This is a genomic window from Streptomyces coryli (genome assembly GCF_011044975.1).
Classification (GTDB): Bacteria; Actinomycetota; Actinomycetes; order Streptomycetales; family Streptomycetaceae; genus Streptomyces; species Streptomyces coryli.
Map to the genome: position 1 here is coordinate 1 of NZ_JAAKZV010000116.1, position 24,066 is coordinate 24,066.

At 72.6% G+C, this 24,066-nt stretch carries 20 protein-coding genes, 1 tRNA gene and 1 pseudogene; 15 read left to right on the plus strand and 7 right to left on the minus strand.

Annotation, left to right across the window (positions count from 1 at the left end):
- A partial coding sequence (locus G5C51_RS23720) for a mannitol dehydrogenase family protein (protein ID WP_165240208.1) occupies nt 1–1,560 on the plus strand: 1,560 nt, incomplete at its 5' end.
- A 1-nt stretch (nt 1,561) separates the two neighbouring features.
- On the opposite strand, the gene G5C51_RS23725 is transcribed toward G5C51_RS23720, so the two are convergent.
- Both G5C51_RS23725 and G5C51_RS44110 read right to left on the minus strand, forming a co-directional pair.
- A complete protein-coding gene (locus tag G5C51_RS23725; RefSeq protein ID WP_165240209.1) occupies nt 1,562–2,239 on the minus strand; it encodes a response regulator in 678 nt (225 codons plus the stop codon).
- Nucleotides 2,236–3,444, minus strand: coding sequence for a histidine kinase (locus G5C51_RS44110; protein ID WP_165240210.1), 1,209 nt, complete (start codon nt 3,442–3,444; stop codon nt 2,236–2,238). Before G5C51_RS44110 ends, G5C51_RS23725 begins: the two co-directional genes overlap by 4 nt.
- Nucleotides 3,445–3,702: 258 nt before the next feature.
- Between G5C51_RS44110 and G5C51_RS23735 the strand changes: the two genes are divergently transcribed.
- Nucleotides 3,703–5,847: an MMPL family transporter gene (locus tag G5C51_RS23735; protein WP_165240211.1), complete on the plus strand. Its 2,145-nt coding sequence runs from the start codon at nt 3,703–3,705 to the stop codon at nt 5,845–5,847.
- Here the strand turns inward: G5C51_RS23735 and pepE are convergent.
- Together pepE and G5C51_RS23745 are read right to left on the minus strand one after the other, a co-directional pair.
- On the minus strand, nt 5,844–6,578 hold the full coding sequence (gene pepE / locus G5C51_RS23740; protein WP_165240212.1) for a dipeptidase PepE: 735 nt from the start codon (nt 6,576–6,578) through the stop codon (nt 5,844–5,846). The two genes, G5C51_RS23735 and pepE, sit on opposite strands and share 4 nt — an antisense overlap.
- Complete coding sequence (locus G5C51_RS23745; protein ID WP_165240213.1) at nt 6,578–7,378, minus strand: IclR family transcriptional regulator; 801 nt, start codon at nt 7,376–7,378, stop codon at nt 6,578–6,580. Before G5C51_RS23745 ends, pepE begins: the two co-directional genes overlap by 1 nt.
- Before the next feature lie 116 nt (nt 7,379–7,494).
- On the opposite strand from G5C51_RS23745, the gene G5C51_RS23750 reads away from it, so the two are divergent.
- From G5C51_RS23750 to G5C51_RS23790, 9 genes and pseudogenes are all read left to right on the plus strand, one after another.
- Nucleotides 7,495–8,451: a DUF1177 family protein gene (locus tag G5C51_RS23750; RefSeq protein WP_165240214.1), complete on the plus strand. Its 957-nt coding sequence runs from the start codon at nt 7,495–7,497 to the stop codon at nt 8,449–8,451.
- 58 nt (nt 8,452–8,509) lie between these two features.
- Complete coding sequence (locus G5C51_RS23755) at nt 8,510–10,201, plus strand: OPT/YSL family transporter (RefSeq protein ID WP_165240215.1); 1,692 nt, start codon at nt 8,510–8,512, stop codon at nt 10,199–10,201.
- Nucleotides 10,202–10,203: 2 nt separating this feature from the next.
- Nucleotides 10,204–10,947: an AroM family protein gene (locus tag G5C51_RS23760; RefSeq protein WP_165240216.1), complete on the plus strand. Its 744-nt coding sequence runs from the start codon at nt 10,204–10,206 to the stop codon at nt 10,945–10,947.
- Between the two features lie 52 nt (nt 10,948–10,999).
- Nucleotides 11,000–12,014: pseudogene (locus tag G5C51_RS23765) on the plus strand (CobW family GTP-binding protein).
- A 32-nt stretch (nt 12,015–12,046) separates the two neighbouring features.
- Nucleotides 12,047–13,678, plus strand: a complete 1,632-nt coding sequence (locus G5C51_RS23770; RefSeq protein ID WP_240929884.1) for a CocE/NonD family hydrolase — start codon at nt 12,047–12,049, stop codon at nt 13,676–13,678.
- A gap of 38 nt (nt 13,679–13,716) precedes the next feature.
- Entirely contained in the window at nt 13,717–14,094 is a 378-nt protein-coding gene (locus G5C51_RS23775) for a YciI family protein (RefSeq protein ID WP_165240217.1), read from the plus strand.
- A 5-nt stretch (nt 14,095–14,099) separates the two neighbouring features.
- A complete protein-coding gene (locus G5C51_RS23780; RefSeq protein WP_165240218.1) occupies nt 14,100–15,368 on the plus strand; it encodes a sigma-70 family RNA polymerase sigma factor in 1,269 nt (422 codons plus the stop codon).
- Nucleotides 15,369–15,444: 76 nt separating this feature from the next.
- Nucleotides 15,445–16,911, plus strand: a complete 1,467-nt coding sequence (locus G5C51_RS23785; RefSeq protein WP_165240219.1) for an MFS transporter — start codon at nt 15,445–15,447, stop codon at nt 16,909–16,911.
- Nucleotides 16,904–17,437, plus strand: a complete 534-nt coding sequence (locus tag G5C51_RS23790) for a dihydrofolate reductase family protein (protein WP_165240220.1) — start codon at nt 16,904–16,906, stop codon at nt 17,435–17,437. The genes G5C51_RS23785 and G5C51_RS23790 overlap by 8 nt, the downstream gene beginning before the upstream one ends.
- Nucleotides 17,438–17,497: 60 nt before the next feature.
- On the opposite strand, the gene G5C51_RS23795 is transcribed toward G5C51_RS23790, so the two are convergent.
- Nucleotides 17,498–17,585 (minus strand) — tRNA-Leu (locus tag G5C51_RS23795).
- 128 nt (nt 17,586–17,713) lie between these two features.
- On the opposite strand from G5C51_RS23795, the gene G5C51_RS23800 reads away from it, so the two are divergent.
- The 3 genes from G5C51_RS23800 (at nt 17,714) to G5C51_RS23810 (ending at nt 20,346) form a co-directional block, all read left to right on the plus strand.
- Nucleotides 17,714–19,039: a M20/M25/M40 family metallo-hydrolase gene (locus tag G5C51_RS23800; RefSeq protein WP_165240221.1), complete on the plus strand. Its 1,326-nt coding sequence runs from the start codon at nt 17,714–17,716 to the stop codon at nt 19,037–19,039.
- Nucleotides 19,040–19,238: 199 nt separating this feature from the next.
- Nucleotides 19,239–19,472, plus strand: a complete 234-nt coding sequence (locus G5C51_RS23805) for a chaplin (protein ID WP_165240222.1) — start codon at nt 19,239–19,241, stop codon at nt 19,470–19,472.
- Between the two features lie 136 nt (nt 19,473–19,608).
- Nucleotides 19,609–20,346 (plus strand): chaplin, encoded by a 738-nt coding sequence (locus G5C51_RS23810; RefSeq protein WP_165240223.1) that lies wholly within the window; start codon nt 19,609–19,611, stop codon nt 20,344–20,346.
- Between the two features lie 84 nt (nt 20,347–20,430).
- Here the strand turns inward: G5C51_RS23810 and G5C51_RS23815 are convergent, their stop codons facing one another.
- Entirely contained in the window at nt 20,431–20,619 is a 189-nt protein-coding gene (locus G5C51_RS23815; protein WP_165240224.1) for a DUF5703 family protein, read from the minus strand.
- A gap of 47 nt (nt 20,620–20,666) precedes the next feature.
- Here G5C51_RS23815 and G5C51_RS23820 point away from each other — a divergent pair, with 47 nt between their 5' ends.
- Entirely contained in the window at nt 20,667–21,422 is a 756-nt protein-coding gene (locus G5C51_RS23820; protein WP_165240225.1) for a hypothetical protein, read from the plus strand.
- Between the two features lie 351 nt (nt 21,423–21,773).
- Here the strand turns inward: G5C51_RS23820 and G5C51_RS23825 are convergent.
- Nucleotides 21,774–24,066 (minus strand): helix-hairpin-helix domain-containing protein (locus G5C51_RS23825; protein ID WP_165240226.1); only part of this gene is annotated, 2,293 nt, incomplete at its 5' end.

Here is a 24,066-nt window from a genome sequence, read left to right on the forward strand (position 1 = left end):
CTGTCCCACCCTCATCGGGCGGGTCCGCCCGATGAGGGTGGGACAGGGCCGGGCGTCGTCGGCGAGAGCGGGGCCCGACCGGGCGTCCTCGGCGGGGGCGGAACACTGCCAGGCTTCCTCGGCGGGGATGGGACACGGCCGGGCCTGCGGACGGGCATCGTGCACCTCGGCCCCGGCGCGTTCCACCGTGCCCACCAGGCGCTCTACACCGAGGACGCGATGGCCGCCGCGGGCGACCCCACCTGGGGCATCTGCGGCATCACCCAGCGCAGCCCGGCCACTCTCACCCAACTCGCCCCGCAGGGCGGCCTGTACGCGGTCCTCACCCTCGGCGGCCCGGAACCCGCGATCCGCGTCGTAGGCAGCATCACCGAGCTGCTCTCCGCCCCCGACGACCCGGCCGCCGCCACCGCGCGCATCGCCGACCCCGCCGTCCGCGTGGTGACCCTGACAGTCACCGAGAAGGGCTACCGCCGCAACCCCGCCACCGGCGGCCTGGCTCGCGACGACCCCCTGGTCCGGCACGACCTGGCGGGCGCCGGCGCGCCCCGTACGGTGATCGGCCGCCTGGTCGCCGGGCTGCGCCTGCGCCACGCCCGCGGCGGGGAACCACTCGCCGTGGTCTGCTGCGACAACCTGCCGGGCAACGGCCCGCTGCTCCACGCCCTGGTACAGGACTTCTGCGCCGGCCTCGGCACCCCCGAGGGCGAGCGGCTACGGGAGTGGATCGACACCAGCGTCACCTTCCCCTCGACCATGGTCGACCGCATCGTCCCGGCCCCGCACGAAGCCCACCGCGAGCGCGCCGCCGCCCTCCTCGGCGTACGCGACGAAGCCACCGTCGCCGCCGAGCCGTACCGCTGCTGGGTCATCGAGGACCGCTTCCCGGCCGGCCGCCCCGCATGGGACGCCGCAGGAGCCGACCTGGTCACGGACGTCACCCCGTACGAAACGGCGAAGCTGAGGCTCCTCAACGCCACCCACTCCGCCCTCGCCTACCTCGGCAGCCTGACCGGCGCCACCACCATCGACGAGGCCCTGACCCGCCCCGGCATGCGCGCCTTCGCCGAACAGCTCACGACCCAGGACATGCTGCCCACATTGCCCCCCTGCCCCGGCTGGGACCTGGAGCACTACCGCACCGAGATCCTGGACCGCCTGGCGAACCCGGCCCTCGGCCACACCACCCGCCAGGTCGCGGCCGACGGCACGGAGAAGCTGCCGGTACGCCTCCTGGCCCCACTGCGCGAACACCTGGCGGCCGGCCGCCACCCACGCCGGCTGCTCCTCACGCTCAGCGCCTGGATGCGCTACGTCACCGCGGACCGCTCGGACACGGGCGCGCCCCTGGAGGTCGACGACCCCCGCGCAGACCTGCTGACCCGGGCCCGCACCCACGCCGACTCACCGGCCCGGGTAGTGGACGAACTACTGCGCCTGCGCGACGTCTTCGGCCCCGAGGCCGCCGACTCGCCCACCCTGCGCTCCGCCCTGACGGAACACCTCACCCTGCTGACGCGCCACGGCGTGCACGAGACCCTGCGCGAGACGGCAGCCTGACTCAGTGGCCGACATCGTGCTCGCCCGCCTCGACCAGCCCGCTCTCGTACGCGAAGATCACGATCTGCACGCGGTCGCGCAGCCCGAGCTTGGTGAGGATGCTCGACACATGTGACTTCACGGTGGCGGCCCCGATGACGAGCTGCCCGGCGATCTCCGCGTTGCTCGCGCCCCAGGCGACGGCGATCACGATCTCGCGTTCCCGGCCGGTGAGCCGGTCCAGCCGGGCCGCGAGGGCTGCGTTGACGGTACGGCGCTGGGCGAAGCGGTCGATGAAGCGCCGGGTGATCGACGGGGCCAGCAGCGTCCCGCCCTCGGCCACGGTGCGTACGGAGGTGGCCAGTTGCTCGGGCGGGATGTCCTTGAGCACGAAGGCGCTGGCGCCGGAGCGCAGCGCCTTGTAGACATACTCGTCCGGGTCGAACGTCGTCAGGATCAGCACCTTGGGACCCCAGTCGGCCTCCGCCAGAATCCGGGAGGTCGCTTCGAGGCCGTCCATCTCGGGCATTCGGATGTCCATGAGGATCACGTCCGGCCGGTGCCGGTGTGCCGCCTCCACCGCCTCGAGACCGTTGCCCGCCTCGGCCACGACCTCGATGTCGGGATGGATCCGGAGGATCATGACGAACCCCCGCCGTACCAGCGCCTGGTCGTCGGCCACGACGACGCGGATGGTCACGAGGGTTCCCCTCTGACGGGCAGCTGGGCGGTGAGCCGGAATCCGCCGGCGGGACGCGGCCCGGCGTCGAGGTGCCCGCCCAGCAGGTGGGCCCGCTCCCGCATGCCGACGATGCCGTGGCCGGGCGGGCGCCGGTGCCCGGCCGGGGCGGCCAGGGCGGCGGCCCCGCGGCCGTCGTCGGTCACCTCGATGGTGATGCCGTCGGCCGCGTCGCACAGGCGCACCTCGGTGCGGGTGCGCGGTCCGCTGTGCTTGAGCACGTTGGTCAGGGCCTCCTGGACGATGCGGTACGCCGAGAGGTCGACGCGGGCCGGGAGGGGAGCGGCTATGGCGTTGGTGAGCGAGAGGTCCAGGCCCGCCTCGCGCACCTCGGCCACGAGCCGCGGCAGATCGGCCAGCCCGGCCCGGGGCCCGAGTCCGTCGCGCTCGGCGTCCGGCCGTAACACGCCCAGCAGATGGCGCAGTTCGTCCAGCGCCTGGCGGCCCGCCTGCTCCACCGCCGCCATCGCTTCCAGGGCGCCCTGCGGATCCTCGGCGGCCACCATGCGGGCCGCACCGGCCTGCACCGTCATCATGCTCACCCGGTGGGCGACCACGTCGTGCAGCTCACGGGCGATGTGGGTGCGCTCCTCGGCCACGATCCGCCGCGCTTCGGCGGCCCGCTCCTGGGCGCGCCGGGCGGCCCGCCCGGCGCGAAGGCGCAGGCGCCGGCCGAGGTACCAGGCCCCGGACATGAAGAGGGCGCCGAAGAAGTGGTCCCCCCAGGGGATGTCGAGGAGAAGGCCGTCGATGACGAGGCCGGCGACGGCCGCGACGACGGCGAGCGGGCCCCACAGCTGGTCGTCGGAGTACCTCCCGGCGCTGTACAGCGCGAAGAGCACCAGGAGGCCCAGCGTGGAATAGCTGCTGCCCAGCATTGGCGCCCATATGGCCAGCACCACGTACACGACCGCGATCGGCCGCCTGCGGCGGACGTAGAGCGCCGCGGCGGCCACCCCGCTGAGCAGGATGGCGGGGTGAAGGATGCCGGTGGCCGGGCGGACGGCCATCGAGTCCCCCGGACCCTCCTCGAGGACCGCCATCCACAGGAACAGCGCCACCGCGAGGACGGCGTCCGCGGCCCGCGGCCAGCGCGTGAACGGGCCGCGAAATCTCCCCGGCACGCCGCGGCCCGGCGTCTCGGCATGCGGCGCGCTGCGCTTCATCGTCGCTCCAACAAGAGGAGGCCCGGGCCCGGTTGCCGGTCATTGGGGCGCATCGGGCACGTCATCGTAAGTCCGGACTCAGCACACCGTCACCCACCGCCGGACGGATCCGGTTCTCCACCGCCGGAAGGAGGCGCCGCCCCGCTCTCCCCGCCGCGCGCGGGAGGTCCGGACCCGCCGCGCGGCGGGAGACGGCGCCGGTGCCGCCGCCCACGATGGAGCTCCCACTCCCGCCGCCCTCCTACAGGAGCCCACGCCATGAACCGACTCACACGCCGGATCGGCGATGCGAGCGCCCGCCGGCCATGGGTGACCATCGCCGCCTGGCTGGCCGCGCTGGCCCTCGTCCTGCCCCTGGCCGGCCTGGCCGGCGGTCAGTTCGTCGACGACTTCACCGCCCCCGGCAGCCAGAGCGAGGAGGCGATGGACCTGCTCGAGGAGCGCTTCCCCGAGGCGTCCGGCGGCACCGCCATGGCCGTGTTCGCCGCGCCGGAAGGCGAGCGGGTTCAGCGGCACCGGCCGGCGATCGAGGCCGCGGTCGACCGGATCGCCGGGGTGAAGGGCGTCGCCGCGACCACCGATCCCTTCCGGGCCGGCACCGTTTCGCGTGACGGACGGATCGGATACGCCGAAGTCACCTTCGCCGTACCGACCATGGAGGTGAGTCCGGAGCAGATCGAAGCCCTCGACGAAGCGATATCGGCCGTACGCGACGACGGTGTCGCGGCCGAACTCGGCGGCGACGCCGTCTTCATCACGGCCGAGACGCCGACCTCGGGCACGGAGGCCGCGGGTCTGCTGGCCGCCCTGGTCATCCTGGTGATCGCCTTCGGCACGCTGGCGGCCGCCCTGGTCCCGATCGCGCTCGCCCTCGTCACCGTCGCCGCCGGGCTGGGCGGCATTACGCTGCTGGGCCACGCGATGGACATCTCCACCGCCGCCCCCACAATCGGCGCGATGATCGGCCTGGGCGTCGGCATCGACTACGCCCTCTTCATCGTCGCCCGCTACCGGGAGAACCACGCCGCCGGGCAGGAGAGGTCCACCGCCCTGTCGAACGCCATGGGCTCGTCGGGCGCGGCCATCCTGTTCGCCGGCGGCACCGTCATCGTGGCGATGACCGCGCTCGCGCTGACCGGTCTGGGCTTCCTCACCTCGATCGGCCTCGCCACCTCACTGATCGTGCTGCTCGCCGTGGCGACCGCCTTGACCCTGCTGCCCGCGCTGTTGACCCTGCTCGGCGACCGCGTCCTGAAGGGGCGGCGATCCCGCAAGCGACCGGTGAAGCGGCCCGAGGAGACGGCATGGTGGCGGTTCGCCCACCGCGTCTCCGGCCGGCCTTGGCCGTATCTGCTGGTCGCGACCGCCGCGCTGCTGGCGCTGGCCGCGCCGGCGCTGCGCATGGAGACGAGCTTCCCGGACGCGGGCAACGACGCGACCACCACCACCCACCGCCGCGCCTACGATCTGCTGGCGGAGGGCTTCGGCCCGGGCTTCAACGCCCCGCTGCTGATCGTCGCCGACCTGAGTGCCCCCGGCGTGGACACCGCGGGCATACCCGAGCTGTCGCGCAGCCTGGCCGCCGACCCCGGCATCGCGTCGGTCGGCGAGCCCCGCGTCTCCGCGGCGAAGGACACCGTCGTCATCCCCGCGCTCCCGACCACCGCCCCGGCGGACGCCGCGACCTCCGACACCCTTGTACGTATCCGCGACGAGGTCCCCGGCAATGTCGCCGTATCGGGTCTGACCGCCATGACCGACGACCTCACCCGGCAGCTCTCCGACACGCTGCCGGTCTTCATCGCCGCGATCCTCGTGGTGTCGTTCCTGCTGCTGATGCTTGTGTTCCGCTCCGTCGCGGTGCCGCTGAAGGCGGCCGTGATGAACCTGCTGTCCATCGGCGGCGCGTACGGCGTCGTGGTGGCCGTCTTCCAATGGGGCTGGCTGGGAGGGCTGTTCGGCCTCGACCAGACACTCCCGATCGCCTCCCCGCTGCCGACGATCTTCTTCGCCGTCCTCTTCGGCCTGTCCATGGACTACGAGGTGTTCCTGCTCTCGCGCATCCGCGAGGAGTACGACGCGACGGGGGACGCCAAGGAGTCGGTGGCCCGCGGCATGGCGGTCACCGGGCGCGTCGTCACCTCGGCGGCGCTGATCATGGCGGTGGTCTTCCTCAGCTTCGTCTTCAACCCCAACCCGCTGGTCAAGATGATGGGGCTGGGCCTGGCGACGGCCGTCGTGCTCGACGCCACGATCGTCCGGATGGTGCTCGTGCCCGCGTCCATGGCGCTGCTGGGACGCGCCGCCTGGTGGCTGCCCCGCATCGGCGCGCGGCGTACCGGCAGCCCGGCCCGGCCCGAGCAGGCTGATCCGGCCGAGAGAGAGCGTCTGGGGACGCGCTAGCCGGCGGCCGGGGTGTCGAAGTGCGCCGGGAGGGCGAGGAGTTCGCCGAGGTCCGCTCCCGGCGCGTACTCCCGCGGCTTCGCGCCCCGTCGCAGCAGCCGCGCGCCGGCGGCGATGCCGCCGAGCCGGAGCGCGTCGCCGGTGCGCCGCAGCCAGGTGCCCTCGCGCAGGCCGAGCACCGGCACGTCGTTCTCCTCCAGGAACTGCGCGAGCCGCTCCTCCCGGGTCTCGCCCATGTGGCTGGTGGACGGGTCGGGGTCGAGGTAATGCGGGTTGATCTGGAACGGGACGAGGCCGAGGGCGGTGAAGCTCGGGGGCTGCACGATGGGCATGTCGTTGGTCGTACGGAGCGTCGGGCAGGCCATGTTGGTGCCCGCCGAGGAGCCCATGTACGGCATCCCGGCGACGGCCCGCTCACGCACCGCGCCGATCAGGCCGTGCTCGTGCAGCGCCTTGAGCAGCCGGAAGCTGTTGCCGCCGCCGGTGAAGACGGCCTGTGCGCCGGCCACCGTGCGGGCGGGGTCGCCGTCCTCGTGCACGCCGCGGACGGAGACACCCAGCGGCTTGAGCGCGGCGGCGACCTTGGCGGTGTAGGCGTCGTGGTCGGCGAGCGCGTACGGCACGAAGACGAGCTCGTCCACGCCCGCCAGGTGGTCCGCGATCACCTCTGTCGCATGCTCCAGGTAACCGCGGCCGGGGGCAGCGGAGTTGGACAGCAGCAGCAGGTTCATCAGGGGGTGCCTTTCCTGGGGGTGACGGGTGTCGGGCGGGAGCGGCGCGGGGCCAGCAGCTCGCCGATCTCGGTGGCGGCGGCCCGCAGCGGGCCGAGGAGTTCCTCGTCAGGGCCGGTGACCACGTCGTGCGGACCGACGAGCGAGAGGGTGCCGACCGGGTGGGCGCGTACCAGCACCGGCACCGCGAGCGCCGCCGTGGCCGGATCGTATTCCCCGGTGGAGTAGGCGTAGCCGTCCTGGCCCGCGCGGACCATCAGCTGCTCCAGCTCCGCCGGGTCGGTCACGGTCTCCGGCGAGAACCGCGCCATGGGCCGGCCGTACAGCAGCCCTGCCCGCTCGCCGGGGGTGAGCATCGCGAAGTACGCGCGGGAGGTGGCGCCCGCGTGTGCCGGGTACAGCTCACCGGTCAGCCGGTAGGCGCGCAGCGGCCCGCTGCCGCCGTCGGCCGTCTCCACACAGCGCAGGTGGACGTTGTCCGGTACGGCGAAGAGCACGGTGGCTCCGGTCCGTATCGCCAGCGCCCGCACGGCGGGCCGCACCAGTCCCGCCATGCCGCCGTGCCGCTCCCACGCGGTCGCCATGTGCCACACGGCGGGGCCCAGGCGGTAGCGCCTGGTGACCGGGTCGGAGACGAGGAAGCCGCGATGTGCCAGGGCGGCCAGCAGCCGCTGGGCCACGGACTTGTCCCAGCCGAACTCGGCGGCCAGGTCCGTAACGCCCCACTCCTCGCGCTCCTGCGAGAAGGCGAGCAGGACGGTGAGCACGCGGTCGGCGGTCTGCAGCGGGGGAGCGGTCATGGCCGGTAGCGTACCGGATAGTGGATACGCTTCTCCCAAATAGAGAAAAGGTTGTCGTAGCCGATACGCGCGTCGCAGTCTGCTGCCTGCCAGACCCACGCACCAAGGGAGCCGCTGTGCTGAAGCACGTGCTCGACGTCATTGACCTCCTCGACCGTCCCCAGGCCACCGGGGACCTCCTCGCCGGTCACCTGCGCTCCGTCCTGGACGCGGCAGGACCGCCCGCCGAGGGCCCGAAGCCGGAGATCACCGTCACCCGCATCGAGGGGGAGAGCGGCGGCACCGACTTCGTCAAGATCACCGTCCCCGGCACCCGCGGCCGGAGCGCCGGCGGCGACGCCCCCACCCTCGGCGTCCTCGGCCGGCTGGGCGGCGTCGGCGCCCGCCCGGAGCGGATCGGTCTCGTCTCCGACGCCGACGGTGCGGTCGCCGCGCTGGCCGCCGCCGCGAAGCTGCTCGACATGTACGGCCGCGGCGACCGCCTGGAGGGCGACGTCATCCTCTCCACGCACGTGTGCCCGGACGCCCCGACCCGCCCGCACGACCCGGTGCCGTTCATGGACTCGCCGGTCTCCGTCCTCGACTGCAACCGCGAGGAGATCTCACCGGAGATGGAGGCGGTGATCTCCATCGACACCACCAAGGGCAACCGGCTCCTCAACCATCGCGGCATCGCCCTCTCGCCCACCGTCAAGCAGGGCTGGATCCTGCGCGTGAGCGACGACCTGCTGGGGCTGCTGGAGACCGTCACCGGCGAACTGGCCCGGGTGCTGCCGATCAATACGCAGGACATCACCCCGTACGGCAACGGGGTGCACCACATCAACTCGATCATGCAGCCGTGCGTGGCCACGGAGGCGCCGGTGGTCGGCCTCGCGCTGGTCACCCAGACCGCGGTGGCGGGCTGCGCGACGGGCGCCAGCCACGAGACGGACATCGCCGCGGCCGCGCGGTTCGCGCTGGAAGCCGCGAAGGACTTCGGGCGCGGGGTCGCGCGCTTCCACGATCCGGCGGAGTTCGACCGGCTGGTCGAGCTCTACGGGCCGATGACCCGGCTGCAGGCGCCCGCCTGACCACCTCCCGTACCGCCGCTCCCGTCCCCCCTGCCCGGCACATCCAACGGAGCACCCCGTGACCACTTCCCAGTCCGCGCCCCAGGCGGCCGCGCCGCCGGAACACCCGCGCGCGTTCGAGCCGGTGACGCTCATCGTCACCATCGTCCTGTCCGTCCTCGGGTCCGTGATCGGCCTGGTGCTGATCACGACCCTGGGCATCGCCCCCAACACCTCGGTCATCGGCGCGCTGCTGGCGATGCTGATCGGCCGGATCACCGTCGCGGGGCTGAGCCGGATGCGCAGCCGGCACCGGCAGAACCTGGTCCAGTCCGCCGTCTCCGGCTCGACCTTCGCCGCCGCGAACTCGCTCATCACGCCCATCGCGGTGCCGTTCCTCATCGGCCGCCCCGACCTGGTGTGGATCATGCTGCTCGGCGCCGTGCTCGGCCTGGCGGTGGACAGCTGGGTGCTCTACCGCGTCTTCGACTCCCGCCTCTTCCCCGCCTCCGCCGCCTGGCCGGCCGGCATTGCCGCCGCCGAGACGATCAAGGCGGGCGACGAGGGCGGCAGGAAGGCCGCGGTGCTCGGCATCGGCGCCGTGGTCGGCTTCGTCGGGGCGCTCTTCAAGATGCCGACATCGGCCGCGGGCGTGGCGTTCCTCGGCAACATCTGGGCGCTGCTGATGTTCGGCGTCGGCCTGCTCGCCGCCCAGTACGTACCGACCGCCTTCGATTACGACCTCGCCTCGAACTACGTCCCGCACGGCGTGATGATCGGTGCAGGCCTGGTGGCACTGGTGCAGGCGATCCTGCTGATGCGGGACCGCAAGGCGACGCAGCGCGCGGCGCAGGAGCTCCTGCCCGCCGGTGACGCCGAGGAGCACGACCCCGGCTTCCGCACCGTCGACGCCGAGCGGCTGCGCCGCGGCCTGCTCGAGGGCATCGCCCTGTTCCTCGTCGGCGCCCTCGTCGTCGCCGTCGGCGGCGGCATCGCCGCGGACATGGGCGGCTTCGGCCTGGTCGCGTGGGTGGCGCTCGCCGGAGTGGCGGCGCTGGTGCACCAGTTGATCGTGGGCCTGGCCGCGATGCACTCCGGCTGGTTCCCGGCCTTCGCGGTCACGCTGATCTTCCTGATCCTCGGTCTGGTACTGAGCATCCCGATGATCCCGCTCGCCCTGCTGGTCGGCTACTGCGCCTGCACCGGACCGGCCTTCGCCGACGTCGGCTTCGACTTCAAGGCGGGCTGGCTGCTGCGCAAGGACGGCGTGCCGTGGCGCCCGTACGAGATGGCGGGCCGCCGCCAGCAGTACCTCTCGCAGCTGGTCGGCTTCGCCGTGGCGATCGTCATCGTCGCCATCGCCTGGAAGCCGTTCTTCTCCGACGGCCGGGTCCCTCCGGTCGCCCAGGTGTACGTCGACACCATCAAGGCCGGCCTCACCGACACCCACGCGGTGACGATGATGCTTCTGTGGGCCGTCCCCGGCGCACTGATCCAGCTGCTGGGCGGCTCGAAGCGGCAGATGGGCGTGCTGCTGGCCACCGGTCTGCTGGTGGCGACCCCGCAGGCGGGCTGGCTGGTCCTGGCCGCCCTGGCCGTCCGCTTCGGCTACACCTGGTGGCGCCGCAACCAGGCCCGGGCCGCGGTCCGTACGAAGGAAGAGCAGGATGCCGCCGCCGAGGCCGCCGACAACGACCTCGCCCTGGTCGGCGCCGGCTTGATCGCGGGCAGCTCGGTCCACGACGTCGGCCAGATTTACAAGGCGGTGTGAGCGTGTCCGAAACAGCAGCGGCGGCCCGGGGCGTGCTAGGCCTGGTCACCATCGGCCAGGCCCCCCGCACCGACCTCACCCCCGACATCCTGCCGCTCACCGCCGGGCTCCGGCTGGCCGAGTGCGGCGCGCTCGACCACGACCGGTTCGACGGGCCCGACGCCGACGCCGTACGCGCCGCCGTCGGCCCCGTCCCCGGCGAGGCACCGCTGATCTCCCGGCTGCGCGACGGCGGCTCGGCCGTCCTCGGACACGACGCGCTCGCCCCGCGGATGGCGGACGCCGTCGCCCGCTGCGAGGCCGCCGGCGCCGCCGCCACGCTGCTGCTGTGCACCGGCCACTTCCCGCCGGTGCCCGCCCGCCGCCCGCTGCTGTACGCCGAACCGCTCGTCCAGCACGCCGTGTGCGCCCTGGTCGGCGCGGACCCGGTCGGCATCGTCTGCCCGCTGCCCGCGCAGCAGGAGGATGTCGAGGCGCGCTGGGCCCGGCTGCTGCCGGGCCCGGTGACCGCCCTGCCGGCCGACCCGTACGGGGAGGCCGCGGCGGAGAGCTGCGCCGCTGCGGCGCGGCAACTGGTCGCGGGCGGGGCGCGCTGGCTGGTGCTGGACTGCATCGGCTACACCGAGGAGATGCGCCGCGCCGCGGCCCGCGCCGCCGCCGTCCCGGTGCTGCTGGCCCGCGCCCTCGCCGTACGACTGGCGGCGGAGGCCGCGCTGTCGGCGGCCCGGGCCCCGCTGTCCTCCTAGGCTTGCGGGATCGCACCGCCGCGATCTCGCATGTCCGCCCAGGAGGCCCCCGTTGAGCAGCAAGCCGATCCCCGTCATCGTCCTCGCGGGCTTCCTCGGATCAGGCAAGACCACGCTCCTGAACCAGCTGCTGCGGACCAGCGACGGCACCCGTATCGCGGCCGTGGTGAACGACTTCGGGAGCATCGAGATCGACGCCATGGCGGTGGCCGGTCAGGTCGACGCGATGGTCTCGCTGGGCAACGGCTGCCTGTGCTGTGCCGTCGACTCCAGCGAGCTGGACGCGTGTCTGGACCGGCTGGCCGAGACCGGCCGGGTGGATGTGATCGTGGTGGAGGCCAGCGGGCTGGCCGAGCCGGTGGAAATGGTGCGGATGATCCTGGCCGGCGAGAGCCCGCGCCTGCAGTACGGTGGCCTGATCGAGGTGGTGGACGCGGCGGAGTTCGACGCCACCCGGTCCCGGCACCCGGAGCTGGACCGGCACCTGGGCGTCGCCGACCTCATCGTCCTCAACAAGGCCGACCGGGTCGGCCGCGACGCCCTGGACCGGCTGCGGACGACGGTGGCGGCGCTCAGCCCGCGCGCCCCGGTGGTGGAGACGGGTCGACCCGGAGCTCCTCTTCGACCCCCGCCCGCGCGACTCCGGGATGCGGCAACTGTCCTTCGCGGACCTGCTGTCGGAGGAGAGCGACGACCACAGCGGGCACGCGCACACGCTCTACGAGAGCGTGGAGTTCACCTCCGCGGACCCACTGGACCCGCGCCGCCTGCTGGACTTCCTGGACCACCGCCCCGCGGGTCTGTACCGCATCAAGGGCTACGTCCACTTCCCGGTGTCGGCCTTCGACCAGCGGTACACGCTGCACGCGGTGGGCTCATTCCTGCGCTTCGCTCCCGCGTCGGGGGAGCGGAGCGAGCGCCCGGCGACGGAGCTGGTGCTGATCGGCGCCGGCATCGACGCGGACGCCGTGCACCGGGACCTGGCCGCATGCCGCAGCACCGAGACCGCGGCCCCGGAGGAGACCGAGCAGGCCATGTGGGGCGTGCTCCGCTTCGCAGCTCCTTAACGTACACTGTACGTAAATTAAGGAGCGCAACGATGAAACCACCTCTTGCCGCACGCATGATGAGAGCGACATGGCGCGGCCTCCCGGCCAAACTGCACGACGTCGGGTGGGAGCCAGGTCTGACGGTGCCGGCCGCCGACGGCAGCCCGCTGATAACGGATCACTACTTCCCGCGCGCCGAGGGTGACTTCCCCACCCTCCTCGTCCGTTCGCCGTACGGCAGGGGAGTGCCGTGGTCCCCGATGTGCGGGATTCTCTTCGCCGAGCAGGGTTTTCACGTGGTCCTGCAGAGCTGCCGCGGCACCGGCGGCTCGGGCGGCACCTTCGACCTGTGGCGCAACGAGCCCGCCGACGGCCAGGCCACGGTGGCCTGGCTGCGCGAGCAGCCCTGGTTCAACGGAACCCTCGGGACCGTCGGCCCCAGCTACCTGGGCTATGTGCAGTGGGCCCTCGCCCTGGACCCGCCGCCGGAGCTGAAGGCCATGGTGGTGCAGGTAGGCCTGCACGATCCCTACGACCTGTTCTACGAGGACGGTGCGCTGCGCCTGGAGACCGCGCTGGTCGACGGCGTGGGCATCACCTACCAGCACCAGGGCATGGGGCGTTTCCTGAAGGCGATCCTCCGCCTGCAGCGCCGCCTGCGCGCTGCCACCACCGCCTGGCCGCTGCGCGGGGCGTACGCGCCGGCCCTCGGCGGTGAAGTGCCCTGGCTGGACGAGGTGATGAGCCACCCGGACCCCAAGGACGCGTACTGGGACGGTGCGTCGGTGGGTGAAGCGGCGGACCGGCTCCGCGTGCCGACGAGCCTGATCACCGGCTGGCACGACGCGCTGGTCGACCAGACCCTCGAGCAGTACGGCCGGCTGCGGCAGGCCGACTGCGACACCGCTCTCCTCGTCGGCCCCTGGACCCACACCTCCGCCCTGCAGCAGGGATGGACCGAGGTCTTCACCGAGAGCCTCGCCTGGCTGCGCGCCCACCTGTGCGACGACCCGTCCGGCCTGCGTCCGACGAGGGTGCGCGTGCACATCGGCGGCGAGGACGCCTGGCGGGACCTCGACGACTGGCCGTCGACGACGTCCGCCGGCCCGTGGTACCCCACCGCGCAGGGCGAACTCACCCAGCAGGCGCCCACGGACTCCACACCCCTGACGTCCTTCCGCTACGACCCGGACGATCCCACCCCGTCCGTCGGCGGCCCGCTGCTCTCCCGTAACGCCGGCCCCCGCGACAACGGCAAGCTCGAGGCCCGGGACGACGTGCTGACCTTCACCGGACCCCCGCTGACCGAACCCGTGGACATCCTCGGGCCGGTCTCCGCGCGGCTGAGCATCTCCACGGACACCGGCCATGCCGACGTCTTCACCCGGCTGTGCGACGTGGACCCAGAGGGCCGCTCCGTCAACGTCTGCGACGGACTGGGCCGACTGCGGACGGAAGGGCAGGAGCCGTCGCAGATCACCATCCCGATGAGCTCTACCGCGCACAGATTCGCCGTCGGCCACCGCATCCGCTGGCAGATCAGCGGCGGCGCCCACCCGCGCTACGCCCGTAACCCCGGCAACGGCGAGTCACCGGTGGACGCCACCACCTTCACACCGGTGCACATCACGCTTCACCCGGACTCGACCCTGACGCTGCGTCAGGCCACAAGCTCGCTCTAGGCTGTGGCGCTGGACCCAGCCGAGGCGTGGAGGCCGTGATGTCGGAACCTGTGGGCGAAGACCCGGTCCCGCGGAGCACGTTCATGCTGATCTTCCGCGGGGGTGCCGTTTCGCGTCCTGAGCTGTCGCCGTCCGAGCTTCAGGCCCATGTCGAGAAGTGGTACCGCTGGTCGGAGGAGTTGGCCGGGCAGGGCAGGCGCAATGCCGGAACCGCCCTCGACGGTCCGGGGGCCACGGTCCGCGGTCGCGAGCTGGTCACCGACGGCCCGTATGCCGAGTCGAAGGACCTGGTGACCGGCAGCATGGTCTTCGAGGCGGCCGGTCTCGAAGACGCCATCGAGGTCGCGCGCGGGTGCCCGACGTATGAGTTCGGCGGGTCCGTCGAGGTACGGCCGGTCCAGGGTTACCGGATCTGACGCCGGTGACCGAAGCACCGGGGGCCCACTCACCTGCGGAGCTGGTCGAGGACCTGTTCCGCAGGGAGCACGCCCATCTGGTCAGCGCGTTGGTCAGGGTCCTGGGCCCCTCGAACATCCCGCTGGCCGAGGACGTCGTCCATGATGCGCTGGTGAGCGCCATGCAGGCATGGCGCTTCGGGCTGCCGCGGGACCCCAAGGCATGGATCATCCGGGCCGCCCACAACCGGGCGATCGACATCATCCGCCGGGAACAGCGGCACCGCTCCTTCCTGCCCGAACTGGCAACCACGACCGCGCTGACCGACACCATCGAGGCGGCGCTGGCCCCGGCCGCCGAGGCGGCCGGCGAGCTGGCGATGATGTTCGCCGTGTGCGACCCCAAGCTGAGCCGCGAGACGCACGTGACCCTGATCCTCCGGTGGCTGTGCGGTCTGTCGCCCAGGGAGATCGGCCAAGCCTTTCTGGTGGATACCCAGACCATCGACCGGCGCTTGCATCGCGGCCGCGGGCACCTGCGTGAACTCGGCCGGCTGCCCGACGTGGACGACCTGCCCGACCTCGACACCCGGCTCGGCTCGGTCCTGCGATCGCTGTACCTGCTGTTCAACGAGGGCTACCACGGCAGCAACCCGCAGGATCCGGTACGCCCCTTTCTGTGCGACGACGCCCTGCGTCTCACCGAGTTGCTGCTGGACGCCAGGGCGACCGCGCGGCCGGAGGTGCACGCCCTGGCGGCCTTGTTCTCCTTCGGTACGGCCCGCCTGTCCACGCGCATGGACGAGCACGGGGTCTTCGTCCCCCTGGAGGACCAGGACCGGAGCCGCTGGGACCGGGCCCGTATCGAGCGCGGACTGATCCATCTCGCCCACGCGGCCACCGGGGATCGCATGTCCCGCTGGCACCTGGAGGCCGGCATCGCCTGCGAGCACGCGATCGCGCCGTCGGTCCGGGAGACGAACTGGGACCGGATCATCGGCTTCTACCAGCTCCTCGCCGAACAGTCCCCGAACCCCATCGTGGCGCTCAACCGGGCGCTGGCCGTGGCCGAACGGGACGGCCTCGAGGAGGGCCGCCGCGAGCTGGTCGCCCTGGCGGCAGAGCCCAAGCTGTCGCGGTACCCCTTCTACTGGGCGGCCCTCGCCGATCTGGAGCGGCGGGCCGGCCGCCACACCGCGGCCCGGGAGCAGTACGAGCACGCGATCGCGCTGGCCCGCAGCACCGCCGAGCGCGCGGCCTTCGAGCGGCGGATCGAGAGCCTGAGAATCTCCTAGCGGCGTGTCCGGTTCCGGCGGACGCCGTTCGTCTTCCTCCTGAGATCACCCGATCCGACCAGGAGAGAAGGCAACCATGACCGCGGTAGTCCCCGGCAACGACCTGGGCGGCGACAAGGTCGCGCCATCGGGCCACGTGCACCGGTGGCGGGCGTTCGCGCTGCTCGCCGTGGCGTACTTCATGACGGCGGCCGACATGCTGATCGTCAACGTCGCGTTGCCGACGATCGGCCGCGAGCTGCATTTCGCCCAGGCTGACCTGCAGTGGGTGGTGACCGCCTACGCGCTCACCTTCGGCGGCTTCCTGCTGCTGGGCGGCCGCGCCGCCGACCTGCTCGGGCGCCGGCGCGTGTTCACCGCCGGGCTGGCGCTGTTCACCGCGGCCTCGCTGGCCTGCGCGCTCGCCACCAGCGGCATCTTCCTGGTCATCATGCGGGGCGTGCAGGGCCTCGGCGCCGCCGTGGTGCTGCCCGCCGCGCTGTCGATCGTGATGAGCATGTTCACCGAGGGCGCCGAACGTAACAAGGCACTCGGCCTGTGGGGCGCCATCGGCGCCAGCGGCGCGACCGCCGGCGTGCTGGCCGGCGGCGCGATCACCCGCTATGCGGGCTGGCCGTACATCTTCTACCTGAACGTGGCCGTCGGCGCGGCCGCGCTCCTCCTGACCCGGCGCATAGTGCCGGAAAGCAGGCTGCGCCTCGCACACCGCCGCTACGACCCGTTCGGCGCCATCACCGTGACCGCCGCTCTCGTGATCATGGTGTACGCCATCTCGCAGGCGCCGACCGCCGGATGGACGGCCACCCGGACCCTGGCCCTGCTCGCGACCTCGGCGGCCCTGCTGGCCGCGTTCGTGGCCATCGAGGCCCGGGCCCCGGCGCCGCTGCTGCCGCTGCGGCTGTTCCGGCTGAGCACCCTCGCGGGGTCCAACGCCGTCGGGTTCCTGCTCGGCGCCGGCTTCTACGGCTATATCTTCATCGGCACCCTCTACATGCAGCAGGTACTCGGCTACCCCGCGATGACCACCGGCCTCGCCTGGCTCACCGTCGGCCTGACCGGCGTAGCACTGGCCGGTCCCGCGCACGTGCTGGTCACCCGCATCTCGGTCCGGCTGGTGATGGCGGCCGGCCTGTCCCTGACCGGCGCCGGAATCCTGTGGATGGCCCAGGCGCCCGCCGGCGGCAGCTTCTGGGCGGACCTGGCCGGCCCCCTCTTCCTCACCGGCGCGGTCACCTGGATCTTCATCCCGGTATCGATCGGCGCCCTGGTCGGCGTCACCGAAAGGGACGCGGGCATCGCCTCCGGCCTCATCGACTCATCCCAGCAACTCGGCGGCGCCATCGGGATCGCCGTCGCCTCCACGGTGGCGGCCACCCGCACCCACGACCTCCAGGACCGGGGCTACGCCACCGCGGCCGCACTCACCGGCGGATTCCAGACCGCCTGGTGGGTCTGCGGCCTCACCGCCCTGGCCGGCATCCCCCTCGCCTTCCTCCTCATCCGGCGCTCATCCACCCAAAGTCAGGAGAACCACGGTGCGTAAGCTCATCGAATCGACGCTCGTCACGCTGGACGGCGTCATCGAAGCCCCCGAACGCTGGGCCCTCTTCGACGCCGAGTCGTCAGCGCTGTCGCTCGAACAGCTCGACAACTACGAGGCCTTCATCATGGGCCGGACGACCTACGAGACGTTCCGCGCGAACTGGGGGAACGTCACCGGCAACCCCTACATCGACCGCATCAACGCCATGCCCAAGTACGTCGCATCCCGATCGCTGACCGAGACGACATGGAACGCCACTCTGCTGGGCCCCGACCCGTCCGGCGCGATCGCGAAGCTCAAGGCCCAGCCGGGCAAGGACCTCATCAAATACGGCACCACACGCCTCGACGCCACCCTCATCCAGGACCACCTGGTCGACGAGTTCCGCCTCTGGTACATGCCCGTGGTGGCCGGCTCAGGACAACACCTCTTCGAGCACGTGGACACCACTCAGCTGCACCTCACGCTCACCAACGAGCAGCGCCTGCACAACGGCTCGGTCATCCTCACCTACGTGCCGAGCTGACCGACGACCCAACACAAACGGTGCCGGCCGCGACGCGGTCGGCACCGGAGGGTGTATTGCTGGTGTCCGAGGGGGGACTTGAACCCCCACGCCCGATAAAGGGCACTAGCACCTCAAGCTAGCGCGTCTGCCATTCCGCCACCCGGACTTGGGCGTCGCCTGTTGCGACGCCATGAACCTTAGCAAAGAAACCGCGCACCGCGATCACCCGCCCTTGGGCTGCGGCGGGGGGCGAGGCAGGATGGGGGGCGGCAGACCCGCACGACACCAGGAGGCATGGTGAGCCAGGAGCCCGCCCGTACCGTCAGCGGCGAGGACGAGGTCGTCGACCTGTGCCGGGACCTGATCCGGATCGACACCAGTAACTACGGCGGCAACGAAGGGCCGGGGGAGCGCGCCGCCGCCGAGTACGTGGCGGAGAAGCTCGCCGAGGTCGGTCTCGAGCCCGAGATCTTCGAGTCGGCCCCGGGGCGCGCCTCCACCGTCGCGCGGATCGAGGGCGAGGACCGCTCACGGCCGGCCCTGCTCATCCACGGGCATACGGACGTCGTCCCCGCCAACGCCGACGACTGGACCCACCACCCCTTCTCCGGCGAGATCGCCGACGGCTGCGTCTGGGGTCGCGGCGCCGTCGACATGAAGGACATGGACGCCATGACCCTCGCCGTCGTACGCGACCGGCTGCGCAGCGGGCGCAAGCCGCCGCGCGACGTCGTGCTCGCCTTCCTCGCCGACGAGGAGGCCGGTGGGGTCTACGGGGCCAAGCACCTCGTGCAGAAGAAGCCCGAGCTCTTCGAGGGCGTCACCGAGGCGATCGGGGAGGTCGGCGGATTCTCGTTCACCGTGAACGAGGACGTCCGGCTCTACCTCATCGAGACCGCCCAGAAGGGCATGCACTGGATGAAGCTCACCGTCGACGGGACGGCGGGCCACGGGTCCATGACCAACACCGACAACGCCATCACGGAGCTGAGCGAGGCCGTCGCGCGGCTCGGGCGGCACAAGTTCCCGGTGCGGCTGACGAAGTCGGTGCGCGGCTTCCTCGACGAGCTCGGCGACGCGCTCGGGGTCGAGCTCGACCCCGAGGACATGGACGCCACCCTCGCCAGGCTCGGCGGCATCGCGAAGATCATCGGCGCTACGCTCCGTAACACCGCCAACCCGACGATGCTCGGCTCCGGCTACAAGGTGAACGTCATCCCCGGCCAGGCCACGGCGCATGTCGACGGGCGCTTCCTGCCGGGGTACGAGGAGGAGTTCCTCGCCGACCTCGATCGCCTGCTCGGGCCGCGGGTGCGACGCGAGGACGTACACGCCGACAAGGCCCTCGAGACCACCTTCGACGGGGCGCTGGTCGAGGCGATGTCGTCCGCGCTGAAGGCCGAGGACCCGATCGCCCGCGCGGTCCCGTACACGCTCTCCGGCGGCACCGACGCGAAGTCCTTCGACGACCTCGGCATCCGCTGCTTCGGCTTCGCGCCGCTGCAGCTGCCGCCGGAGCTGGACTTCGCCGGGATGTTCCACGGCGTGGACGAGCGGGTGCCGGTGGACGGGCTGAAGTTCGGGGTGCGGGTGCTGGACCGCTTCCTGGACGCCTGCTGAGGCGCACCGTCCCGCGCTGTTGACGCCGTAAATGCACTTGTGGGCCTGGCCGTTGATCGGCCAGGCCCACAGTCGTACGTGCGTGCTCATACAGACTGAAATGGGTGAACCACACCATAGGTTCGTAGCTTGATTGCTCCGTCTTCGTTGCAAAGGGTGCGGTCCGCGGCTGGGACCGCACCATCAATGAGGAGGAAGAATGATCAAGAAGGTTGTCGCCGCTGCGGCTGCCACCGGTGGCCTCGTACTCGCTGGCGCGGGTCTGGCCGTCGCTGACTCGGGCGCCCAGGGTGCGGCCGTCGGTTCCCCCGGCGTTGCGTCTGGCAATGTCGTCCAGGTGCCGGTCGACCTGTCGCTGAACGCGTGCGGGAACACCGTGAACGTCATCGGGCTGCTGAACCCGGCCGCTGGCAACACCTGCATCAACAAGTGACGTTGTGCGTCTGCCCGTAAGGGTATGACCCGGCGGCCCCGGAGCGCGCACGCGCGCTCCGGGGCTCGCTGGGTACTCGGTGGACGGGCCGTCACCCGTCCGCTTCCAGCAAGGTAAGTAAGGCAGGGAACGACCCATGCGACATGTCGCAAGGAAGAGCCTGATCACCGTGGCCGCCGCGGGCGGTGTGCTCGCCGCCGCGAGCGGTTACGCGACCGCGGACTCCGGTGCGAACGGCAGGACGGCCGACTCGCCCGGCATCGGCTCCGGCAATCTCGTGCAGGTGCCGGTCAACATTCCGGTGAACGTGTGCGGGAACACCGTCAACGTCGGCGGACTGCTCAACCCCGCCGAGGGCAACTCGTGCGTCAACAAGGGCGGTGCGGCCGACCAGGACGGCGGGGGGTCGTCTGGGAACGGCGGCGCCTCTGCTGACGGCGCGGCGCACGACTCTCCTGGCATCGGCTCCGGCAATGTCATCCAGGCGCCGGTGGACGTGCCGATCAACGTGTGCGGCAACTCCGTCACGGCGGTGGGCGCCGGCAACGGCACCGACGGCAACGAGTGCGGGAACGACGCGAAGCCGAGCCCGCCGAAGGACCACAACCCGCAGCCGGAGGAGCCGGGCAAGCCCGACACGCCGGACAACCCGGGCAAGCCCAAGCCGCCGGCCAAGCCGGACACGCCGGACTCCCCGGACTCGCCCGACGACCGGACGCCGGCCGAGCCGGTCACGCACGAGTCGAAGCCGGGCGGCGGCGAGCTCGCGCAGACCGGTTCCGACAGCGGCATGCTCGGGGTGGCGGTGCCCGCCGCGGGCGCTCTGCTGGCCACGGGCGCGGTGCTCTACCGCCGGTCGCGTTCGGCGGCGTAAGGCGCTGCCTGCGGACATGACGTACGGGGACGGGGCCGGTGGCGAAGGTGGCCGGCCCCGTCCCCGTACGTCACCAGGCGCACGTCACCACGTGGCGCGCAGCTGGCGGATGATTCTTCGGCGCAGGCGCACTCTTCGGCTGCCGTCAGGCAGCAGGCGCAGCCGGTCCAACTCCCAGTGTCCGTACTCGGCGTGGTCGGTCAGTAGCTTGGTCGCCGCGGTCCGGGTCACCCCACGCGGCACGTACACATCGCGAAACTCGTATTCCGGCATCGCATCCATTGTGCGGAATGGCCCCCTCTACGGATAGCGTCTGCACTATGTCTGATGCTGCGCAGCCCACCGCTGCCGAGGTACGCGCCGCCGCGGAGGCGCTCAAAGCCGCGCTCGACCGCCACCTGGCGGCGGTCGAGAACCGGTCGGGCGAGGACGACTCGGCCGTCTACTCCGCCTTCGAGAAGCTGGCCGCCGCAGCGGAGGCGTACGACGAGCTGCTGTACGACGTCCATGACGAAGTCACCCCCTTCGAGATCCCGAGCAGCGACACCCTGCCCGCGTACACGGGACCGGAGGAGCCGAGCGCGCTCAGCGTGCTGATCCGCCGCGACTACGCGGTCGTGGACTCCCACCGGCTGCTGGCCCAGGCCCAGCGGATCGCGGACCTCGACCCCGACGTGGAGGTCGGCCCCGGCGCCGAGGAGGAGGACACCGGCGAACGGGTCGGCAAGAGCATGACGGCAGCTCTCGGCGTCCTCTTCGGCGAATACGAACCGGACGAGATCGCCTCCCGCCACCTCGAGCTCGGCCTCGCCGAGGGCGACTCCACGGTGTGGGTGGCGGCGGCGGAGGAGCCCTCGGAGCCGGGCGAGTGGCTCTCGGCCCCCTTCGACGCCGCCGACCCGGCCCAGGTCATCTGCCGCTTCGACGTCAGCGCGGCCTTCGACGAGGAGCTGGACATCGAGGACGAGGACGTCGAAGACGAAGACGTCGAGGACGAAGACGAGGACGAAGAGCCACAGTCAGACCCCCTCGACGACGGCGACGACGACCTGGAACCACTGGACAGCGGCCGCTGACGGGCGAAGGCCAGCTGGTGGGGCGGCCGGGCCGCGGCCGCTTGGCCCGCCCCGGCCGGCATCGCTTAGGGGGTACGGGCTTAGGGCGTATGGGTCGCCACCGCTTGGCCGCCCCCGCCTGGATGTCCACGCTGTCATCGCTCGGCTGCCCTAACGCGACCGCTTGGCCGCCCCGCCGCGCCGCCTAGGCGTCCGCGCTGTCACCGCGTGGGCGCACGAGTCGCGCCGCATGGGCGCCTGCGCCGCACGCCGTTTGGGTGGACGGCCGCCGTGGGGCGGCGCGGGCGGGCAAGCGGCCCGCAGCCGCCCTCCCCGCCAGCCCCGAGACCAAGTCGTGCGCCGCGACGGGACTCAGCTCGCAGCGGCTGCCGGCTCCGGCTGCGGGCGCAGCAGTGCGCGCAGGCGTGTCGTGCGGTCCCGGGCCGGCACCTCCGCGATCGCGCGGGCGAGGGCGGGGCCCGCGCCGTGCACCACGGAGAGGTGCTGCTCGCCGCGGCTGAATGCCGTGTACGCCCACGAGCGGGTCAGCGCCCGTTCCGTGGCCGGATCTCCGGGGATGACGACGATCGCCGCCGGCCACCGCCGCCCCGCGGCCTGGTGCGCGGTCAGCGCCCATCCGTGCCGCACCGCTCCGCTCGCGACGGCGTCCGGCCGGACCGTGAGCGGCTCCTGACGGCCCGGGCAGCGCAGATGCAGGCCCTGGTCGTCGGCCGAGGCCACGGCGCCGAGCAGGGCACGGCCCGGCGCCGGCACGTACACGACCCGGTCGCCCTCATCAAAGCCGCCGAACTTGCCGGGGCCGGGGTTGATCCGCTCCTTGAGCGCCGCATTGAGCGCGCGCGTCCCGGCCGGCCCACCGTGGCCGACCGCGATCACCTGCACGTCACCGGCGGGGACGCCGAAGGCGCGCGGCACCGAGTCGGCGACGAGCTGCACCGCGCGGTGCACGGCTTCGCCGGCGTCTCGCGCCGGAACGATGACGACCTCCTTACCGGGCGCCTCAACCTCGGCCAGCTCACCGACGCCGATGCTGGAGACCAGCTCCCCGATGGGCCCCGGGTCCGGCGTACGGGACACGACGACGGGACAGGTGCGAGCGGCGGCGAGATCGGCGAACACCCGCCCGGGACCCGGCGCTTCGAGCCCCGCCGGATCACCGCTGAGCACGAGCCGGCCACCGTCGGGCAGCGCCTCCACGAGGCCCGCGGCAGTCTCCACGTCGAGCAGCGGGGCATCACTCACGACAAGCAGATCAAGCGCAAGCACCCCTTCGCCGTCGAACCCAGGCCCCTCGGCTCCGCCCAGCAGACCGGCGAGGGTGACGGCGTGCGACGCGGCCTGTGCGACGGGGTCCGCTCCCGCGGGCGCCGACTGCGCGGCCGGAGCCTCGCCCAGCAGCTCCGCGATACGGGCCCGGCTCTCCGGCGTGTGGGTGGCGGCGTACGCGCGGAGGCCGAGCGCCTGCGCGGCGGCCACCAGCGCCGCGGGCTCGGCGCGGGCCGTCTCGCCGCCGGAGTGCAGCACGAGGCCGGCGGACGCGGCAGCACGGATCAGCTCCGCGGCGGACGGCGACGGGGCGGAGGCCGCGGCGGCGTCCCAGTCGCCGGGGCCGGGGGCAGCCGGGCGACCACCCGATTCAGCGCTCGCGTCCGCGGCTCCCGCCTCAGCCCCAGTCGCTCCGGGGGCACCCGCGGCGGCCGCCGCGAACGTGCTCACCAAGCGGGTCAGCCCATCCGCGAGAGCCTCCTCGGCGACAGCGATGCGCTCGAGCCCGAGCAGAATCCGTACCGGCTGCCGCTCCTCCCCGTCCTCGTCCGCCACCGGCGCCGCAGTCTCGTCTTCCTCCTGGAAGACCAGGGCGGCACCCGCCGAGACCGCCTCGCGGACCGCCTCCTCCGGGTCCGGCACCGCGTGCTGGCCGAGGGCGCGCTGCAGTACGGAAGTCTCCAGCGCCGTATGGCCCTTGAGCGCGGCCTGCTCCAGCAGCCACCCGACCAATGCCGCCGCGCGCCGCTCGTCGGCGGGCCCGCACTCCGCGCCGAGCAGAGCGCGGGCGAAGCCGTCGGCCTGTTCGGGGCGGACGCCGGGGACGGCGAGCAGCTCCCACGGGTCGGCGCGCAGCGCCTCGGCGGCGGCCGGGCCGAGGGCTCGGGCGACCTGCGGCGCGAGGGCCTCCGGCGCGCCGCCGGTGGTCAGCACCTCGCGTACGGCGGCGACCGCCGACTCGTCGACGGGGGCGGGGCCGGCGGCCGCCGGGGTGGCACCGCGGGCGGTGGGAACGGTCGCCGCGGTGCGCGTCGGCTGCGGGCGCTGGCGCTCGGCAAAGAACGACGAGGCCTTGGCCTCCCCGCTCTCCACGGCCCGCACCGCGGCAAGCAACTGCGCGGCGTCACCACTGAGCGCCTTCCCGCTCTCGACCCGAAGCCGCTCCCGCCGAGCCGCGTCCTCAGCACTCTCGGCGCCCTCAGCCTCGTCGCGCTCGGCGTCGCCCTTGGCCGCAGCACTCTCGGCGTCGCCCTTGGCCGCAGCACTCTCGGCGCCGCCCCCGGCCTCGTCGCCCTCAGCGCCGGGCTCGGCCTCGCCGTCCTCGGCGCCGGAATCGTCGCCGTCCGCCGCATCGGCGGTGCCCACCCCGTGGGACGCC

What these genes read in the sequence shown, in the direction of transcription:
- G5C51_RS23770 (WP_240929884.1), top strand. Translation starts at nt 12,047, where the DNA reads ATGAAACCACCTCTTGCCGCACGCATGATGAGAGCGACATGGCGCGGC.
- G5C51_RS23800 (WP_165240221.1), top strand. Translation starts at nt 17,714, where the DNA reads ATGGTGAGCCAGGAGCCCGCCCGTACCGTCAGCGGCGAGGACGAGGTC.
- G5C51_RS23785 (WP_165240219.1), top strand. Translation starts at nt 15,445, where the DNA reads ATGACCGCGGTAGTCCCCGGCAACGACCTGGGCGGCGACAAGGTCGCG.
- pepE (WP_165240212.1), bottom strand. Translation starts at nt 6,578, where the DNA reads ATGAACCTGCTGCTGCTGTCCAACTCCGCTGCCCCCGGCCGCGGTTAC.
- G5C51_RS23735 (WP_165240211.1), top strand. Translation starts at nt 3,703, where the DNA reads ATGAACCGACTCACACGCCGGATCGGCGATGCGAGCGCCCGCCGGCCA.
- G5C51_RS23810 (WP_165240223.1), top strand. Translation starts at nt 19,609, where the DNA reads ATGCGACATGTCGCAAGGAAGAGCCTGATCACCGTGGCCGCCGCGGGC.
- G5C51_RS23745 (WP_165240213.1), bottom strand. Translation starts at nt 7,378, where the DNA reads ATGACCGCTCCCCCGCTGCAGACCGCCGACCGCGTGCTCACCGTCCTG.
- G5C51_RS23775 (WP_165240217.1), top strand. Translation starts at nt 13,717, where the DNA reads ATGTCGGAACCTGTGGGCGAAGACCCGGTCCCGCGGAGCACGTTCATG.
- G5C51_RS23805 (WP_165240222.1), top strand. Translation starts at nt 19,239, where the DNA reads ATGATCAAGAAGGTTGTCGCCGCTGCGGCTGCCACCGGTGGCCTCGTA.
- G5C51_RS23820 (WP_165240225.1), top strand. Translation starts at nt 20,667, where the DNA reads ATGTCTGATGCTGCGCAGCCCACCGCTGCCGAGGTACGCGCCGCCGCG.
- G5C51_RS44110 (WP_165240210.1), bottom strand. Translation starts at nt 3,444, where the DNA reads ATGAAGCGCAGCGCGCCGCATGCCGAGACGCCGGGCCGCGGCGTGCCG.
- G5C51_RS23815 (WP_165240224.1), bottom strand. Translation starts at nt 20,619, where the DNA reads ATGCCGGAATACGAGTTTCGCGATGTGTACGTGCCGCGTGGGGTGACC.